This window comes from Daejeonella sp. (genome assembly GCF_044348475.1).
GTDB lineage: Bacteria > Bacteroidota > Bacteroidia > Sphingobacteriales > Sphingobacteriaceae > Daejeonella.
Genome location: NZ_JBIKSU010000040.1, coordinates 1 through 18,770, shown reverse-complemented (window position 1 = coordinate 18,770; position 18,770 = coordinate 1). Strand labels below are relative to the sequence as shown.

The 18,770-nt window shown below is 38.3% G+C and carries 12 protein-coding genes; 3 read left to right on the top strand and 9 right to left on the bottom strand.

The features are described 5' to 3' along the window. Positions 1–3,177, bottom strand: a 3,177-nt coding sequence (locus ACIQZ6_RS08730; protein ID WP_395810192.1) for a methylmalonyl-CoA mutase family protein, incomplete at its 3' end; no start/stop codon positions are given. Positions 3,178–3,582: 405 nt separating this feature from the next. Between ACIQZ6_RS08730 and ACIQZ6_RS08725 the strand changes: the two genes are divergently transcribed. Both ACIQZ6_RS08725 and ACIQZ6_RS08720 read left to right on the top strand, forming a co-directional pair. Next, the gene (locus ACIQZ6_RS08725) at positions 3,583–4,548 is read left to right on the top strand and encodes a TIGR01212 family radical SAM protein (protein WP_306551576.1); all 966 of its coding nucleotides are present in this window, start codon (positions 3,583–3,585) and stop codon (positions 4,546–4,548) included. A gap of 396 nt (positions 4,549–4,944) precedes the next feature. Beyond that, on the top strand, positions 4,945–6,393 hold the full coding sequence (locus ACIQZ6_RS08720; RefSeq protein ID WP_395810190.1) for an ammonium transporter: 1,449 nt from the start codon (positions 4,945–4,947) through the stop codon (positions 6,391–6,393). A 52-nt stretch (positions 6,394–6,445) separates the two neighbouring features. Here ACIQZ6_RS08720 and ACIQZ6_RS08715 read toward each other — a convergent pair whose 3' ends face one another. Beyond that, positions 6,446–6,919, bottom strand: a complete 474-nt coding sequence (locus ACIQZ6_RS08715) for a ribonuclease H-like YkuK family protein (RefSeq protein WP_395810188.1) — start codon at positions 6,917–6,919, stop codon at positions 6,446–6,448. A gap of 288 nt (positions 6,920–7,207) precedes the next feature. Continuing rightward, positions 7,208–8,890, bottom strand: coding sequence for an energy-dependent translational throttle protein EttA (gene ettA / locus ACIQZ6_RS08710; RefSeq protein ID WP_395810186.1), 1,683 nt, complete (start codon positions 8,888–8,890; stop codon positions 7,208–7,210). A gap of 188 nt (positions 8,891–9,078) precedes the next feature. Here ettA and ACIQZ6_RS08705 point away from each other — a divergent pair, with 188 nt between their 5' ends. Continuing rightward, positions 9,079–11,616, top strand: a complete 2,538-nt coding sequence (locus ACIQZ6_RS08705) for an ATP-dependent Clp protease ATP-binding subunit (RefSeq protein WP_395810184.1) — start codon at positions 9,079–9,081, stop codon at positions 11,614–11,616. Between the two features lie 413 nt (positions 11,617–12,029). Here ACIQZ6_RS08705 and ACIQZ6_RS08700 read toward each other — a convergent pair whose 3' ends face one another. The 6 genes from ACIQZ6_RS08700 to ACIQZ6_RS08675 all read right to left on the bottom strand — a co-directional run bounded on the left by ACIQZ6_RS08700 (position 12,030) and on the right by ACIQZ6_RS08675 (position 18,082). After that, positions 12,030–12,854, bottom strand: a complete 825-nt coding sequence (locus ACIQZ6_RS08700) for an enoyl-ACP reductase (protein WP_395810182.1) — start codon at positions 12,852–12,854, stop codon at positions 12,030–12,032. A gap of 70 nt (positions 12,855–12,924) precedes the next feature. Next, the gene (gene recN, locus ACIQZ6_RS08695) at positions 12,925–14,589 is read right to left on the bottom strand and encodes a DNA repair protein RecN (protein WP_395810180.1); all 1,665 of its coding nucleotides are present in this window, start codon (positions 14,587–14,589) and stop codon (positions 12,925–12,927) included. 67 nt (positions 14,590–14,656) lie between these two features. Beyond that, positions 14,657–15,556 (bottom strand): DUF4835 family protein, encoded by a 900-nt coding sequence (locus ACIQZ6_RS08690; RefSeq protein WP_395810178.1) that lies wholly within the window; start codon positions 15,554–15,556, stop codon positions 14,657–14,659. Continuing rightward, complete coding sequence (coaBC, locus tag ACIQZ6_RS08685) at positions 15,553–16,752, bottom strand: bifunctional phosphopantothenoylcysteine decarboxylase/phosphopantothenate--cysteine ligase CoaBC (protein WP_395810176.1); 1,200 nt, start codon at positions 16,750–16,752, stop codon at positions 15,553–15,555. The genes ACIQZ6_RS08690 and coaBC overlap by 4 nt, the downstream gene beginning before the upstream one ends. 69 nt (positions 16,753–16,821) lie before the next feature. After that, complete coding sequence (locus ACIQZ6_RS08680) at positions 16,822–17,148, bottom strand: DNA-directed RNA polymerase subunit omega (protein WP_306551585.1); 327 nt, start codon at positions 17,146–17,148, stop codon at positions 16,822–16,824. 1 nt (position 17,149) lies between these two features. Then, positions 17,150–18,082, bottom strand: a complete 933-nt coding sequence (locus ACIQZ6_RS08675; protein WP_395810174.1) for an outer membrane protein assembly factor BamD — start codon at positions 18,080–18,082, stop codon at positions 17,150–17,152. Positions 18,083–18,770: the final 688 nt, after the last annotated feature.

The window sequence follows — 18,770 nt, the reverse complement described above, 5'->3', positions numbered from 1 at the left end:
TGAAATTTGAAATTTCTTTTCTTCTTCTGTGGCTCTAATTACCTCCGAAGGAATAATTGTTGGCGAACCATTTTTATTTAGGAAAGTATTTACCCCTATAATTGGATAAGTTCCGTCATGCTTTAGTGTTTCATAGTAAAGAGATTCTTCCTGAATGCGGCTTCGCTGATACATCGTTTCCATTGCACCAAGAACACCTCCGCGGTCGTTTATTCGTTTAAACTCTTCAAGAACGGCATCCTCTACTAGTTCTGTGAGCTCCTCAATAATGAATGCTCCTTGTAGAGGGTTCTCATTTTTAGCCAATCCTAATTCGCGGTTGATAATTAGCTGAATGGCCATTGCCCTACGAACAGACTCTTCAGTAGGTGTTGTTATTGCCTCATCATAGGCATTGGTATGGAGAGAATTACAATTGTCATAGATCGCATACAGTGCCTGCAGCGTAGTACGGATATCATTGAAGTCGATTTCCTGGGCATGCAATGATCTTCCGGAGGTTTGAATATGATATTTTAATTTCTGAGAACGATCATTACCCTTGTATTTATGTTTTATGGCTTTGGCCCAGATTCTTCTGGCAACACGTCCAATTACCGAATATTCAGGATCAATTCCGTTCGAAAAAAAGAACGATAGGTTTGGCGCAAATTCATCAATATGCATTCCTCTGCTGAGGTAATATTCAACGAATGTAAAACCATTACTCAGTGTAAAGGCCAATTGTGAAATTGGATTAGCGCCAGCTTCAGCAATATGGTATCCCGAAATAGAAACGGAATAGAAGTTCCTGATCAGATTATCAATGAAGTATTTCTGGATATCGCCCATCATTCTTAAGGCGAATTCAGTAGAAAATATACAGGTGTTTTGTGCCTGATCTTCCTTTAAAATATCTGCCTGCACAGTTCCTCTCACATTGGCAATGGCAAATGCTTTTATTTCGGCATACACATCTGGTGGTAATACCTGATCTCCGGTAAGCCCAAGGAGCATCAATCCCAAGCCATTATTTCCTTCAGGTAGTTCTCCTTGATAACTGGGCTTTGAAATTCCTTTCAACTTAAATAACTCATCGATTTTTACTTTGGTTTCTTCCAGTAGTCCATTTTTAAGAATGTATTGCTCGCATTGCTGATCAATGGCTGCATTCATGAAGAATCCAAGTAGCATTGGTGCCGGGCCATTGATTGTCATGGATACCGAAGTGGAAGGGTGACAAAGGTCGAAACCGCTGTATAATTTTTTGGCATCATCCAGTGTTGCGATGCTCACACCTGAGTTACCGATCTTTCCGTAAATATCGGGCCTTAAATCTGGATCTTCGCCATAGAGTGTAACCGAATCGAAAGCAGTAGATAACCGGTGAGCTGCTTGATCCAAAGACACATAATGGAATCTTTTATTGGTTCTTTCTGGACCACCTTCGCCTGCAAACATCCGGGTTGGGTCTTCGCCTTCACGCTTGAGCGGGAAAACCCCGGCAGCATAAGGAAATTCTCCCGGAACATTTTCAGTTAGGATCCATCTTAATACATCTCCCCAGGCCTCAAATCGCGGAAGAGAGATCTTGGGAATACGGAGTTTTGATAAGGATTCTGTGTAAAGAGATTGTTTTATTTCTTTATCGCGAACTGTATAAATGAATTGGTCTGCTTTATATTTCTTGATCGTTTGTGGCCATTCTTCCAGAAGTCGTTTGCATTCAGGATCCAAACGTTGTTCCAGTACCTGATATATTTCTTTTACCGATTTTATGGAATCCTCTTTGTTATGTTCAGAAGCAATTGCCAAGGTGCCATGTACCTGGAAAAGTTGCTGGGCTAGTTTGCATTGTTTATTTACCCAGGAATTATATTCAGCACTTGATTCAACAATTTCTGCAAGATAGCGGGTCCGGTCAGGTGGTATTATGTAAGTTTTCTCGGATTGCTGAGCACTCATTTCCATTTTTGCATGAAAATCAAAGCCTGTTTTCTTTAAAATCAAAGCCATTAATTCTGAAAACAGCTTGTTCATTCCAGGGTCATTGAACTGAGAGGCCATGGTTCCAATCACTGGAAGATCCTCGTCTGGGGTATCAAAAAGCTGGTGGTTACGTTTGAATTGTTTTCGAACATCTCTGATCGCATCCAATGCACCTCGTTTATCAAATTTGTTGATGGCAACAATATCTGCGAAATCTAGCATGTCAATCTTTTCGAGCTGTGTTGCTGCTCCGAATTCGGGAGTCATTACATATAAGGCTACATCAGAATGTTCAGTAATTTCGGTATCTGACTGTCCGATGCCTGATGTTTCTACAATGATCAGGTCAAATCCAGCCGCTTTACAAATGTCAATGGATTCCTGAATGTACTTTGAAAGTGCGAGGTTTGCTTGTCTGGTTGCCAGCGATCGCATATAAACCCGTGAATTATTGATTGAATTCATTCGAATTCGGTCGCCTAATAATGCACCTCCTGTTTTACGTTTAGATGGATCAACTGAAATGATGGCGATATTTTTATCGGTTTCTACCAAAAAACGTCGCACTAGCTCATCAATGAGTGATGATTTCCCGGCACCACCTGTTCCGGTGATCCCTATAACAGGGACAATTTTGCCATTGATTATTTTTTTAAGCTCTTGAAGAAATTTTTCGGTCTGTTCCGGATAGTTTTCAGCCAGCGTTATGGCAGAAGCAATGGCCTTTTTATCTTGTTTTCCAATTCCTTGGAGTTCATTGTTGAGGCTTGTTCTGGTCAGGAAATCGCATTGTTCTAACATGTCATTGATCATTCCCTGCAAACCCATTTTGCGGCCGTCGTCTGGTGAGTAGATCTGTGTTATGCCATATTTTTTTAACTCGCTGATCTCATCGGGTAAAATTACTCCGCCTCCACCAGCAAATATTTTGATGTGTCCGGCCCCTGATTCCTGCAGCAGGTCGTACATGTATTTGAAGTATTCATTATGCCCACCCTGGTATGAGGTCATTGCTATTCCCTGCACATCTTCCTGAATGGCGCAATTCACAACCTCCAAAACTGAACGGTTATGACCCAGGTGGATTACTTCTGCACCCGAAGATTGCAAAATGCGGCGCATGATATTGATTGTAGCATCATGTCCGTCGAACAATGCAGCTGCAGTAACAAAACGTATCTTATGTTTGGGTCTATAAACTTCGGTCATTTTTGCTTTCCTGATTATTCTGTAAAGGTAAGAATAATTGGAATGCCGAATTGTGTAGCAAATTTGCATGGAAATTTAAGACAGAAAGCGTTTAAGAACTTACGATCTTTAGAATTCAATCTTTAGTGTGAAATGCTTAATGCTATTTTGAGAACCTGCGTGGTTGCCGGTACCCCAGAATTTTCATTCCCTTATAATTGCCTCATTTTTTCAGTTCCTTATCTCTTTATTGGAAGGCTAGATTAGAATTGATCCGCTATGCTGATTTTCTATCAATTTGTTTCTTTTATTTGGTATTTCCATCATAATTTTTCTTTTGCAAGGCGTTTTTCCCTATAATATACCCGAAGCATAGACTTAATTTAAGGGTAAGGTTGAATTTTGTATCTTTGCAAAAATTGAATTTTGGGAACACCTTTAGATTACGGGCATAAGAATTATAATCATTATGGCGCATACCTTAAAAATAAGTATGATGGTCAGCGTGTATATAAGATAATTGCGGATGCCGGATTTACTTGCCCCAATCGTGATGGAAGCAAGGGTTATGGGGGTTGTACCTATTGCAATGTTGATTCGTTTACACCTGAACTTTCAAGAAGTTTGCCAACTATTCGAGAACAGATCGAGCAGGGAATGGAGCGGGCATTTAAAAATTATAGAGCTGAAAAATTCATTATCTATTTTCAGCCCAATACCAATACCTATGCCCCAACGCATTACCTAAAAATGCTTTATGATGAGGCTCTGAGTATCAATACAAACAGCATTGTTGGTTTATCGGTAGGCACCCGTCCTGATTGTATTGACTTTGAAAAACTTGCCTTGCTTGAAAGCTATTCCGATCGCTTTGATGTGGATCTTGAGATGGGTATGGAGTCGATCTATGATGATACACTATTAAGGATAAATAGGGGATGCAGTCATCAGGAATTTGTAAATGCTGTTCAGTTGGCTCAAAATTCAAAAGTTGATATTTGTGTTCATACTATTTTTGGATTTCCATGGGAGACTCATGAAATGATGCTTCGCTATGCGGATGAAATAAACAGGTTCCCACAGATTAAATTTGTTAAGCTACACCATCTTCATATTGTAAAAGGGTCTATCATGGGTACAAAATATAGCCGTGATCCTTTTAAGGTATTTACAATAGATGAATACACTGACTTTATCGCAGAATTTATTCCACTCTTGCGACCTGATATCGTTTTGCAGCGTCTTTTTGGTTTGGCTGACTTTGATTTGCTAATTGCTCCGAACTGGGGCATGAAAAAATCCCAAATTCAGAGTTATATCGATAAGCGTCTTGAGGCTAAAGGAGTAATTCAAGGTAGTGCTTATAAGCCAGCTTCTGTTTTACTCGTTTGATCACAATTAGCTAATTATCTATTCCTACTATTACTATCTCTTCTTGATTGATTTATTTTCGACTTCGTCTTACTAGGTTTGACCCGTTAATCCAGTAAATCTATCAGTCTATTTATCTTTTTTTCCTCAAAATTCTTATTTTTTCACCTTAATTCTTAATTTTTAAATTGAAATTTCAAATTATGACCTATATTTTCATGATTTTATTTGCAATATTTTTAATTTTATGTCACTTATTGAACATTTTACCTATTAAAATCTCATTTAAGATTACAAATCTCTTAAAAATTTAATATTTTTTAAAAAAGTATTGAAATAATAATGATTTTTTTTCAAAATGATTATACATTTGTATTAAACCATAGAAATTTTGTTCTAAATATTTGAAATTTTATCATGAAAGTTGGATTAAAGCAAATTTTGCCATTTTTATTTCTTGCCAGCATAGCTATAGCTGCAGTTTTTGTTCCTTCTCTTCCAGATTTTGCCGATACCGGCAAGTATAATGGAGCTGATATCGCCTGGTTGCTAGTGGCTACAGCTCTGGTATTCCTGATGACACCTGGCTTAGCATTTTTTTACGGTGGAATGGTTCATCGTAAAAATGTTATTTCAACGATGATCAAGAGCGTAGTTGCCGCTGGGGTAGTTAGTATACTTTGGGTTACTGTTGGATTCAGTCTTTCTTTTGGTGAGAGCATTGGTGGTATTATTGGAGATCCCAGAACTTTTCTGTTCTTTCAAGGAGTAAATTCAGGTGCACCCTGGGGTTTGGCTCCAACAATACCTTTAACACTATTTGCATTATTTCAATTAATGTTTGCAATCATAACACCTGGTTTGGTAGTTGGTGCAGTGGCAGAACGTATTCGTTTTACATCTTATATATTATTTATATGTCTGTTCAGTTTGCTGATTTATGCACCAATCGCGCATTGGGTATGGCATCCGGATGGATTTTTATTTAAAATGGGAGGCCTTGATTTTGCTGGAGGTGCTGTTGTTCATATTTCTGCAGGTATGGCTGCTTTGGCAGGTGCAATGGTTTTAAAACGTAGGCAAACGCATCTTAACGGACAAGAAATTCCACCAGCAAATATTCCTTATGTTTTGATAGGAACTGGTTTATTATGGTTCGGTTGGTTTGGTTTTAATGCCGGATCTGCACTTGGTGCTAATGCTCTGGCTGTTTCAGCATTCGCAACCACTAATATTTCAGGTGCTGCCGGAGGCTTATCTTGGATGTTCTTTGATGTAGTTAGAGGTAAAAAGCCATCAGTACTTGGTTTTTGTATTGGTGCAGTGGTTGGTCTTGCCGCAGTAACACCCGGCGCCGGATACGTCGGAATTCCGCAGAGTATATTTATAGGATTTGTTGCAGCAATAATTTCGAATCTAGCGGTTTATTGGAAATCAAAAACTACCCTAGATGATACGCTTGATGTATTTCCTTGTCATGGTGTAGGTGGTATAGTTGGGTTATTATTGACCGGTTTACTAGCTACAAAAACAGTAAACCCAGCAGGTTCTGATGGTTGGTTCTATGGGAATCATGAATTTTTCTTTACTCAGCTTAAATTAGTTACAATCACAGTTTCCTATAGTTTTATTGTCTCTTATGGTATCTTCAAATTCATTAACTTATTGCAGCCTATGCGTGTAAGCTCAGAAGAAGAGGAGGAAGGTCTAGATTCAACACAGCATAATGAAAAATACAGTCAAGGTACATTGCTTGTAAGCAACCATGGATTTGTCTATGAAAAAGATGTAGAAGATGATTTAGAGGATGACATGGAAAATGTGAGGCATATCGTTACTGAACAAATCAAACTTAAATCTTCATAAACCAATTATAATTCACAATTGAAGCCATTGTCAAAAGCAATGGCTTCTTTGTTTACTGAACTAGTTTATTAGCGCAAGCTGAACTAGCGAAGGCTTCTGGTTTTGCTTTAAATACAAAGCCCATACTTAAGATATATCCCATAGCTTCATGCAGTGCCATGTTTGATTTGAAATTTGGATTGGTATTGATATCGGCATGAACTTCCAGATCTACATCATAAAGATCAAGCAGGTCGCAAAGGGAATAAGCACATTCGATTGATTTTTGTACTTCTGAGAGCATTCGTTCTTTAATCCCCATTTTCAAAGAAGAGCGCTCCTGATGGATATACATAAATCCACCTTTCTTTTCTCTTAAAAACACAATGACGGTTGCAAAGTCGATGATTGCTCCTTTAACCTGGGAGTCTGTGCCAATACAGACCTTTAATTTGTTGCCAAGTGCAGATTCGCGTTCAATTGCATGCTCAACTTCTTCAAGTATTGGGCTTTCGATGGTTTCTCCATTAAATTTCTTCCAAGTCATAAATTTTGATTCAAGATTGAATTAGTATTTAAACCGGTGCAATAAAGGAAATTACTATATAATTAAAGATAGGTGATAATCTTTCAACCTATCGGCCCACGTATGTTATTTATTTGTTAACATTTTAATAATGAGTAGTTAGACTATTTTGAACAGCTTATTGGACTTCTGGCTGTGTCCTTTGGTTGGCTCTGCATTCAAGGATTCTTATTTACCAACTGGATGATTTATATGGAACGGTGATCATACCAAATAGCGCTCTAATTGGTATGATCACTGCCCAGAATCTTAATCAGTTAGTTTCTTATACCTGATCCGGTGAGGTTGATCGTCACCAGTACGTTTTTTTCTGTTCTCTTCGTATTCAGAATAATTTCCTTCAAAATAATAAACCTGCGAATTACCTTCAAAGGCTAAGATATGGGTACAAACCCTATCCAAAAACCAGCGATCATGTGAAATGATAACAGCACATCCTCCAAAGTTTTCGAGTCCTTCCTCTAGTGCTCTCAAGGTGTTTACGTCTATATCATTCGTAGGCTCATCTAAAAGGAGGACGTTTGAACTTTTCTTAAGTGTTATTGCAAGATGAACTCTGTTTCTTTCTCCTCCTGAAAGCACCGAAACTTTTTTCTGTTGGTCTGCGCCATTGAAGTTAAATTTAGAAACATAAGCTCTTGAGTTAACCGGTCGGTTTCCTAATAAAATTGTTTCCTGGCCATCAGTAATATTTTCCCAAACTGATTTCTCTGAATCCAGATCATCATGCATTTGGTCAACATACCCCAAGGCTACGGTCGGGCCCACTCTAAATGAACCAGTATCCGGAGTTTCTTGTCCTGTAATTAATCGAAACAGCGTAGTTTTACCTGCACCATTTGGTCCAATAATTCCAACAATTCCTGCAGGCGGGAGAGAGAAACTGAGGTTTTCAAATAATAATTTATCGCCATAAGCCTTAGTAACATTCTGTGCTTCGATCACCAGGTTGCCTAATCTAGGCCCTGGAGGAATGAACAGCTCCAGTTTTTCTTCTCTTTCTTTAGTATCTTCAGAGGCAAGTTTTTCATAATTTGATAATCGAGCTTTTGATTTGGCATGGCGTGCTTTGGGTGCCATCCGAACCCATTCGAGTTCTCTTTCAAGTGTTTTCTGGCGCTTACTTTCAGTCTTTTCTTCAGAGGCTAGTCTTTTAGCTTTCTGATCAAGCCATGATGAGTAATTTCCTTTCCATGGAATACCTTCGCCACGATCAAGTTCAAGAATCCATCCTGCTACGTTATCAAGGAAGTACCTATCGTGCGTAACGGCGATTACTGTACCTTTATATTGTTTCAGATGCTGTTCTAGCCAGTCGATACTCTCTGCATCGAGGTGGTTGGTAGGCTCATCGAGTAATAAAACATCAGGTTCTTGAAGCAGCAGGCGACATAATGCTACTCTTCTGCGCTCTCCACCTGACAAAGTGGCAATTTTGCTATCGGGCTCAGGACAGCGCAATGCGTCCATTGCCCGTTCAAGTTTACTATCTAGTTCCCATGCCCCGCAAGCATCGATCTGGTCTTGTAATTCTCCTTGCCGAGCAAGAAGTTTATCCATCTCGTCTGCATTTTCATATACTTCTGGAAGACCAAATTTTTCATTGATCTCCTCGTATTCCTTTAATATAGCAGTTGTAGAAGCAACACCCTCTTCAACTACCTCTCGTACCGTTTTTTGGGCATCAAGGAGTGGTTCTTGAGCTAAATACCCAACAGTATAGCCTGGAGCAAACACCACATCCCCTTGGTATGATTTGTCTAATCCGGCAATGATCTTGAGCACGGATGACTTTCCAGAGCCATTTAGTCCGATTACCCCGATCTTTGCACCATAGAAAAACGATAGATAGATATTCTTAAGTACTTGTTTCTGTGGAGGATAAATCTTATTTACCCCGGCCATAGAAAAGATTATTTTTTCGTCTGACATTTGTATCGATTATTGATCCCCAAATATCGTATTTTAGTCAGAGACATGTCAACTTTATTATCTTATATGTCTATAAAACCTTTTTTGATAAAATGGCGTAATTGTTGATAAATGTTACAGAATTCAACTAGTTATTAATCTAATAATTTAATAGATTAGGACGTTAATACATACAGAAAGGTAATATAATGGAAGCTAAATTTTCCCCACGCGTCAAAGACGTGATATCATATAGCCGGGAAGAAGCCCTGCGTCTAGGACATGATTATATTGGAACAGAGCATTTACTGCTGGGTCTCATCAGGGAAGGAGACGGCATGGCAATAAAAATATTAAAGGGAGCGGGTGTTGATACAGCCAGATTAAGAAAGTCTATTGAAGATTCTGTTAAGGGAACTTCTAGCACAACTGTGAATCTTGGAAACATTCCACTGACTAAGCAAGCTGAAAAAGTTTTGAAGATCACCTATCTCGAAGCAAAAATATTTAAAAGTGACATCATAGGAACAGAACATTTATTATTGTCAATTCTTCGAGATGAAGATAATATTGCTTCTCAGATTCTGCAGCAATACAATGTCAATTATGATATTTTCAAGGTCGAAGTAGAAAATAATAAGGAAGGCTTCCGTGACGAAGCTCCGGGAGGGTCTCCTGCAGGTGATGATGATTTTAGAGAAGAAGAAAGCTTCAGCCAGCCTAAAAAGGTTTCTGATATTAAATCAAAAACTCCGGTTCTTGATAATTTTGGCCGCGACTTGACCAGGGCTGCCGAAGATGGAAAATTGGACCCTATTGTTGGTCGTGAAAAAGAAATTGAGCGTGTTTCTCAAATCTTATCACGTCGTAAAAAGAATAATCCAATCCTTATTGGTGAGCCAGGTGTTGGTAAATCTGCTATTGCAGAGGGGCTTGCGCTTCGAATTGTTCAGCGTAAAGTTTCACGTGTGCTATTTAATAAGAGAGTAGTTACGCTTGATCTTGCTTCATTGGTTGCCGGCACAAAATACCGTGGTCAATTCGAGGAAAGAATGAAAGCGGTAATGAATGAACTAGAGAAATCGCCAGATGTTATTCTCTTTATCGATGAAATTCATACCATTGTTGGTGCTGGTGGTGCTTCAGGTTCTCTTGATGCATCAAATATGTTTAAACCAGCTTTAGCTCGTGGCGAAATTCAATGTATTGGAGCAACCACTTTGGATGAGTACCGCCAATTCATTGAAAAGGATGGTGCTCTAGACAGGCGTTTCCAGAAAGTGATGGTAGAGCCTGCAACTCCTGTTGAAACCATTGAAATTCTGAACAGAATTAAAGAAAAATATGAAGAACATCACGGTGTAACTTATACTGATGAAGCAATCAATGCATGTGTTAGCTTAACCTCTAGATATATTACAGATCGCTTTCTACCTGATAAGGCTATTGATGCACTTGATGAATCTGGTTCTCGTGTTCACCTGACCAATATTCATGTTCCACAAAATATTATTGATGTAGAGCAGAAAATCGAAGAGATTAAAATCGAGAAGAATAAAGTTGTGCGTAGTCAGAAGTATGAAGAAGCAGCTAAACTTCGTGATACCGAAAAGAACTTGCTTGAAGAGCTTGAAAGAGCAAAAAGTGAGTGGGAGGCTGAAACAAAAACAAAGCGTTATACCGTAACTGAAGACAATGTTGCAGAAGTTGTTTCAATGATGACCGGAATTCCTGTTCAACGCGTTGGACAAGCCGATAGCATTAAATTGCTTGGCATGTTTGATGCAATCAATAGCAGGGTTATCGGTCAAGAAGATGCAGTAAAGAAACTAACAAAAGCAATTCAGCGTACCCGTGCTGGATTAAAAGATCCTAAAAAACCGATTGGTTCATTCATTTTTCTTGGACCGACTGGGGTTGGAAAAACTGAGTTAGCCAAGGAACTTGCCCGCTTCATGTTTGATACCGAAGATGCTTTGATTCAGGTAGATATGAGTGAGTACATGGAAAAATTTGCTGTTTCACGTTTGGTTGGAGCGCCTCCAGGATATGTGGGATATGAAGAAGGCGGGCAGCTGACAGAAAAAGTTAGAAGAAAACCATATGCTGTTGTATTACTTGATGAGATAGAAAAAGCTCACCCCGATGTGTTTAATATTCTTTTACAGGTTCTTGATGAAGGCCAGCTGACCGATAGTTTAGGGCGTAAGGTGGATTTTAGAAATACCATCATCATCATGACTTCAAATATTGGTGCCCGTCAATTAAAAGATTTTGGTCAGGGCGTTGGTTTTAGTACTGGCGCAAAGGCTTCGCAGGCAGATACTTATTCAAGAGGTGTTATTGAAAATGCGTTGAAACGTGCTTTTGCTCCTGAGTTCCTGAATCGTGTGGATGATGTGGTCGTATTTAACTCATTGACCAAAGATGATATATTCAAGATCATTGATATTGAACTTAAGTCTTTGTTCGACAGGATTCAAAGCTTGGGTTATACCATAATATTGACTGATGCGGCAAAAGATTTCATTGCTGAAAAGGGATACGATTCTAATTTTGGTGCCCGTCCTTTGAAACGTGCTATCCAAAAACATCTGGAAGATCCAATTGCTGAAGAGATTTTGAAAGGGGAGCTGACAGAAGGAGATACAATGGAGGTAGATTATGATAAGGAAAAAGAAGAGATTCGTATCCTAGCCAAAACCAAAGGTGCTAAAAGGAAGAAAGAAGAGAAGAAAGAAGAATAAACTATTTTAATTGACTATCTCCCAAAAAGGGCTGACAGATGCAACTGTCAGCCCTTTTTTTGCGCCATCATTTAATAGGATTTTCCTGTATGAGTATTATGAATCCGACATAATTAAAATACACATTTAACTCACAAAGGAATATTTTTTAAATCATCAAAGGGTCTTTTTTTTAGATGTGTACGGTGTTTAGAGCGTTAGGGATCGAAGTGGAAATCCTTTTTATGCAAAGCAGAAAAAGATTGTAACGTAGAGCCCGACCCGCCCAAGCGGGTAACGCCCAGAGTATTATTAAATTCAGAACAGAAATTAATTTTAAAGCTCAAACTATAAAAACTCCCCAATTTATACATCAATAAACATACTTATGTGCAATTGAGAATGAGAAAATTTCTAATTCTATTCTTCAGATATTAACCCTCACCATTCTCAACCCCTAAACGGTACATCACATCATCACTTACACCTGTAGATGAATATCCGCCATCGTGGAACAGGTTCTGCATAGTAACCATACGGGTTAGATCCGAGAATAAAGTTATACAATAATCTGCGCACGACTCAGCATCAGCATTGCCCAAAGGGGCTATTGCATCGGCATAATCATAGAAACTGCCAAAACCTTTAATACCTGTACCAGCAGTGGTTTTGGTTGGCGATTGAGAAACAGTGTTAATTCGTACTTTTTTGTCAAGACCGTAATGATACCCGAAACTTCTGGCTATTGATTCAAGCATAGCCTTGATATCTGCCATATCGGTATAAAAAGGATAGGTACGTTGTGCAGCCATATACGTAAGTGCTACCACACTTCCCCATTCATTAATGGCATCTAGTTTCTTTGCAACACTCAGCATTTTATGTAATGACATCGCTGAAACGTCAATTCCCTTTTGAAAATATTCATAGTTTAACTCAGGGTAAGGAATCTTTTTACGAATATTTACGCTCATTCCAATAGAGTGAAGAACAAAATCAATCTTTCCACCTAGAATCTCTTGTGATTGTGTAAATAAGTTGGTTAGGTCTTCTACACTTGTTGCATCAGCGGGCACGATCTGTGAATTGGTTGCTTCAGCCAGTTTGTTGATTTCGCCCATTCGCATGGCAATTGGTGCATTGGTCAGAACGAATACAGCGCCCTCTTGATGAGCTTTCTCTGCAACTTTCCAGGCTATTGAATTTTGATCCAAAGCACCTGAAATGATTCCTCTTTTACCTTTCAGTAAGTTATACATATAATTAATTTTTGTTTTTTGTCGTAAATAAAAAGATAAAGTTATTATTAATCTCTAATTCTTAAACTCTTTAAATTTTAAACAGTAATTCACGTGCATTTTGAATGGCCGATTCGCCAGGATTATCCCCGCTTAACATCTTGGCTAGCTCTAATATCCGTTCTTCTTCGTTGAGTTTAGTAATATTTGTGTTGGTAATTTCGTCTTTTTCATGTTTGTATACCCGGAAATGGGTATCCCCCTTACTTGCTATCTGCGGCAAGTGCGTTATTGCGATCACCTGCATACTCTTTGATAGCCTTTCCATGATATGGCCAACCTTTAAGGCAACTTCACCAGAAATACCTGTGTCAATCTCGTCAAAAATGATAGTGGGAAGTGCCGTATGTACCGCAATTAGTGATTTAATACTGAGCATAAGCCTTGAAAGTTCACCGCCTGAAGCAACTTTGTTCATGGGTAATGGCACCTGGCCTTTATTTGCACTGAATAAAAATCGAATCTGATTGTTTCCGTTCTGGTCAAACTTGCCTTCTGGCAAAGTATCCTTTACAACCTGAAGTACAGCATTGGGCATTCCTATCTCAGTGAGTGTTTTCATTACCTGCGTTTCAACTTTTGGAATACATTCAGTCCGGGTTTTATCCAATTGAATGGAGAGGTTAAGCACTTCTTTATAAAGACCATCCACTTCAGCTTTTAATTTTTCAATATCTTCATCCGCAAAAAGTATGCTATTGAGCTTATTTGAGATTTCATCTCGAATGGTAATTAACTCATTTTCTGATCCTACCCGGTGTTTTTTCTGAAGTGAATAGATTAAATCAAGTCGGTCGCTCACCTTTTCTAGACGTGCTTCATTGATTAGGCTACTTTGCTCTATTCGTTCAATCTCAGAAAGAATATCTTTTACTTCAATCAGGCAACTGTTAAGACGCTCGGTCAGACTGTTAATTTCAGGATTGTATTTTTCTGCATTTGCTAAACTAACTGCTGCTTCTTTGATCTGTAAGATTGCAGAAGGCTCGTTTTGGCTCAGAACAGCTATAGAAGATAGTAAACTTTTCTTGATATCCTCTGCATGGGTTAGTGAATCTAGTTCACGTTCAAGTTCGTTCTGCTCACCTTCGAATAAATTTGCTTTATTTAATTCATCAAACTGGAATTGAAAATAGTCTAGATCCGATTTTGATTGTTCGCTTTGGCTGATGAGATCTTTCAGTTGGGTTTGTGCCCTTTTGAATGATTTAAAAACTTCACGGTAATTGTTTAAGAGATTCTGATTGCCCGCAACGGTATCGATGACCAATAACTGAAAATCCTCATCATTGATTTCAAGTGTGGCATGTTGTGAATGGACATCAATCAGCTTTTCGCCGAGCTTTTTTAAAGTGCTGAGTTGTACAGGTGTATCATTTATAAATGCTCTTGTTTTACCATCAGAAGAGATCTCTCTTCTTAAAACAGTTTCTAGATCATAGTCTAGGTCGTTCTCAGCAAAAAACTCATTCAGTTGAAATCCGTTCAGAAGAAAAATTCCTTCAATTACACACTTTTTCTGCTGATTGAAGAAATACTTACTTTCGGCGCGCTGGCCTAGTATCAATGCTAATGCTCCAAGAATAATTGATTTACCTGCTCCGGTTTCTCCGGTCATGATATTTAACTCCTTAGAAAAGGAAATATCCAGATTATCAATTAAGGCATAATTTTTAATTGCCAGTCGCTTGAGCATGTAATTGGTAAAATTTGAGCTAAATTAATAATTAGGTTTGATTGGCTAAGAAATTTGAGGTTTATTCTTACCTGATTTTTTTTAATGCTTCGTATTTTAAACTATTTGCAGGATCAATCTCCGATAAAACATTGAAAGCCTTTAGTTTATCCTGAGGATCAGCAGAACTTAAAATGTTGATGATTTCATCAGACTTTGCCGTGAAAAAAATCTGATATAATACAGAGCCTTGCTTTTGTTTATCAATTTTTTGGATCTGTGGAAGAATTGACAATACTGCTTTCAGCCCTTTCGATTTGTTTTCGGCCATCATATCCAAGCCGTCTCTATGATAAATATAGATGCTTTCACGAATAGGGTTATAAGATTTATTAGTGAGGTTATCAACTAGCCAAAATCGATTACGTAAATTTTCAAATGCTTTCCATCCTGCATTTGGAGCATTTTGGGCATTGTTCAAAACGGTTTGAGCCTTCAGAAAATAGGGGTTCCCTCCAAATTTGGAAAACGAATCATAATCCATACCGGTAATGATATAGGCATAAAAGGCTAGGAGTGAGCTTAAGTTACTGATGTAATTCTGGTCTGAAAAATCGAGGGCCTGACCCTCGGAATAGGTAAATCCAAAATCTTTATCGCTTATATTGAGTAAGGTACTGTTATAGCTACTATTAAATACTGGCCTGTTCGATTGAATCTGTGCTTCCGCTTTAAAATTACTTGAGCCATCCCAGTCTGTAATTGTAAGTACGAAATTGCAATCAATGCGCTCTTGAGGCTGCAATGCATCCGTTGTCCATCTTCGCTCGTTTAAGAAATCCTTAATGCTTACTTCAAGAATATCCAGAACCCGTTTGTTTGAATTTGATAACTGTGGTGCAAGTATTTGGACGCGAGCATTTAAGTCCTGTGCAAAAATTACAGGAGAAATAACTAGAAGCATAAAAATAAGCAGCAGACGTTTCATTGTAATAAATCTAATACTTTTTTACAGATATCTTTAGCGACTTCATTTTTGGGTTTAAGATCAAAGCTTTCCTGATGATGATCCCGATCAATAATTGTTATTTTGTTGTTCTCGCTTTTAAAAGCACCCCCTTCATCGTTTAAAGAGTTTAAAACTATGAAGTCAAGGTTTTTCTTTTCAAGCTTTTTGATTGCATTGGCTACCTCATTGTCTGTTTCCAGTGCAAAACCCACTAAGATTTGTCCTGCTTTTTTTTTCTGACCAAGGGTAGTCAGAATGTCTGAGGTTTTAACCAGTGCTAATTCGAATAATGAGCTATCTTTTTTTAGTTTTAATGTTGATACTTCTTTGGGTCGGTAATCTGCCACAGCAGCGCTGAGTATCGAAATATCTGTGCCAGTGAAGTTAGAAAGAGAAGCTTCCAGCATTTCTTTTGCAGAAGTAACATCTATTCTCACAATACTTTTGTCTGATAATTTTAATGCACTTGGACCACTTATGAGCGTAACACTTGCTCCTAGAGCAGAGAGCTCTTCGGCAATGGCGTATCCCATTTTACCTGAAGAATGATTCCCAATAAACCTGACCGGATCAATAGCTTCATAGGTTGGCCCTGCTGTAACTAATGCTTTTTTACCTGCTAGGGGGAGTTTTTTTTTTAGTTCCTCACTTATTAATTCGATAATTTCTTCAGGTTCTGCCATTCGTCCTTCGCCGGTGAGGCCACTCGCCAATTCACCATATGCAGGTTTTATCATGAAGTTGCCATTGCTGATCAAGGAACCGATATTTTTCTGTGTAGCCGGATGTTTCCACATATCCAGGTCCATAGCAGGGGCCAAGTAAACTGGACATTTAGCTGAGAGATAAACCGCAGATAATAGATTGTCGCATAAGCCATTAGCAAATTTAGCCAGTGTATTTGCAGTGGCAGGAGCAATAATAAGGATATCTGCCCAAAGGCCCAGTTCTACATGATTATTCCAGCTTCCGGTTTTCGGATCGAAATATTCTGTTAGAACAAGATTTTTTGATAGGGTTGATAAAGTTAAAGGTGTTATGAAATTACAGGCATCGCTGGTCATAACAATCTTGACATTTGCACCGGCCTTAATTAGTAGTCGTGTTAAAGAAGCAGATTTATAGCTAGCTATACTTCCGCAGACACCAAGTAAAATATTTTTATTTGTAAGCATAGGGCATGGAGTCTACCCATCTGAAAGCTTGCATTGGGCATAGTGCCATAAGCACTATGCACCTATGCTTTAGTTTTGCTCTTTAGAAGGATTGCGGTAATAAACCTTATTGTGTAAAAACTCATCAACTGCAATCAACGATGGCTTAGGCATACGCTCATAATGTTTTGAGATTTCAATTTGCTCACGATTTTCGAATACTTCCTCTAAATTGTCATTTGAAGATGCAAATTCAGCTAGTTTACCATGAAGTTCTTCCTTCAGGTTGCTAGCAATTTGGTTAGCGCGTTTGCTTATGATAACAATTGACTCGTATATATTGTCGGTTGTTTTATCTAACTCGCGAACATCACGTGTAACTGTGCTGTTTGGAATAACTGGCTTAGTAGTACTCATTTTATTTGTTTTTAGTTTCTTCGTTTTTTGTGGCTTCTACAGACTTTGCTTTTGTTGCTGCTTCTGCAGCTTTTGCTTTGTCTTGTAATATTTTCATTTCAGCTTCCTGCATGGCAATTAGCTTTCTTACTTCCAAAATGGATTTTTCAGAATTCTTCTTTATTTCTTCGCCGTCTTTTAAATATTTACTAGATGGATAGTTCTTTGCAAACTCAGTAAATAAGTTAATGGCTTCAGTGTAACGAACTTCTTGTTTTACTTCTAAACTAGCCTTAGCATACATTGCTTGGGCTTTAATTGTTAAAAATTCCATTTCCTCAGCATATTTAGTGTCAGGGAAATCGCTGGCTGAATTTCTAAATGCGATAACTGCTGATTTATAGTCGCCGATATCTAGAAAAAGCTTCGCATTGGCATAAGATTTTATTTCCAATTTATCGCGCAGATTGCTTATTAATTTACTGGCTTCAGCTACACGCTCACTTTTAGGGTGCAGGTTAATGAATAGTTGTAATGACTCAATGGCTTTGATTGTATTTTCCTGATCCAAAGAAAAAACTGGTGATTCAAGGTAAAAACAATAGGCTGACATAAATCGACATTCTTCAGCTTTTGCACTGGAGGCATAGGTATCAGCAAATGTTTTAAAATGGTATCTGGCCGTTGTATAGTCTCTAAGCTTATAATTAGTGTATGCAAAATAATAGGAAAGATCTTCAGCTTCTGCAGTTCCGCGATATTTTTGAACTAGTACATCAAATAAACCCAAGGCTTTACTGTAGTCTTTTTTATCGTACAAACGTACAGCTTCACGGTATTTTTTGGCCGTATCGCTGCTTGCTAGTAATTTTTCATATTTGCTTTTGCAGCCTGCAAATGCAACTATCACTAGTAGTAATATGCTTAGGGTTAATTTAAGCTTGTTTTTAAACATTCTGCAAAGATAATGTAAATCGGTAAAACATCAATTATATTTATGACTAATATATGTTTCTTGACCTGTATATAGCTGCGAATGTATTTCTTTACTTTATTTCTGCCACAATTTTAACAGATTTTAACAATCGGTTTTTATTTGAAAAGGCATTTACTCCTGATTATCAAGAACCAAGAACCAAGAACCAAGACTTTTAGGGCTAATTTGAAAATTTCTGCTTCTTTCAGACCTCAGACCTCATACCTCAGATAACAGACAACTGACAACAGAACCAAGAACCAGGAACCAAGAACCAAGACTTTTAAGGCTAATTTGAAAATTTCTGCTTCTTTCAGACCTCAGACCTCCTACCTCCTACCTCAGACAACCGACAACAGATAACTGGCAACCACTTTGCTAGAACATTTTTCGTATTCAGTTCCAGGCAGTTAGGGTTTGGGTATAAAGAAAAGTGCTAATCTGTTGTGTGCTGTGGTTTATTTTGCTACCTTTGCAACCCGCACAAAAAGGGATGTGTTGTTGTTGTTTGTGTTTAGGGTTGTATTAGGAGGTTGAGCGGGGGCATTGATTTAGAGTGCTGCCGATCAAAAAAACTTCAAATAATTTTTGGCAGAGTGGAAAGTATTTCTACCTTTGCAGTCCCAAACAAAACGGGAATCAAAAAACGAGGCAAAAGGCGCGATGC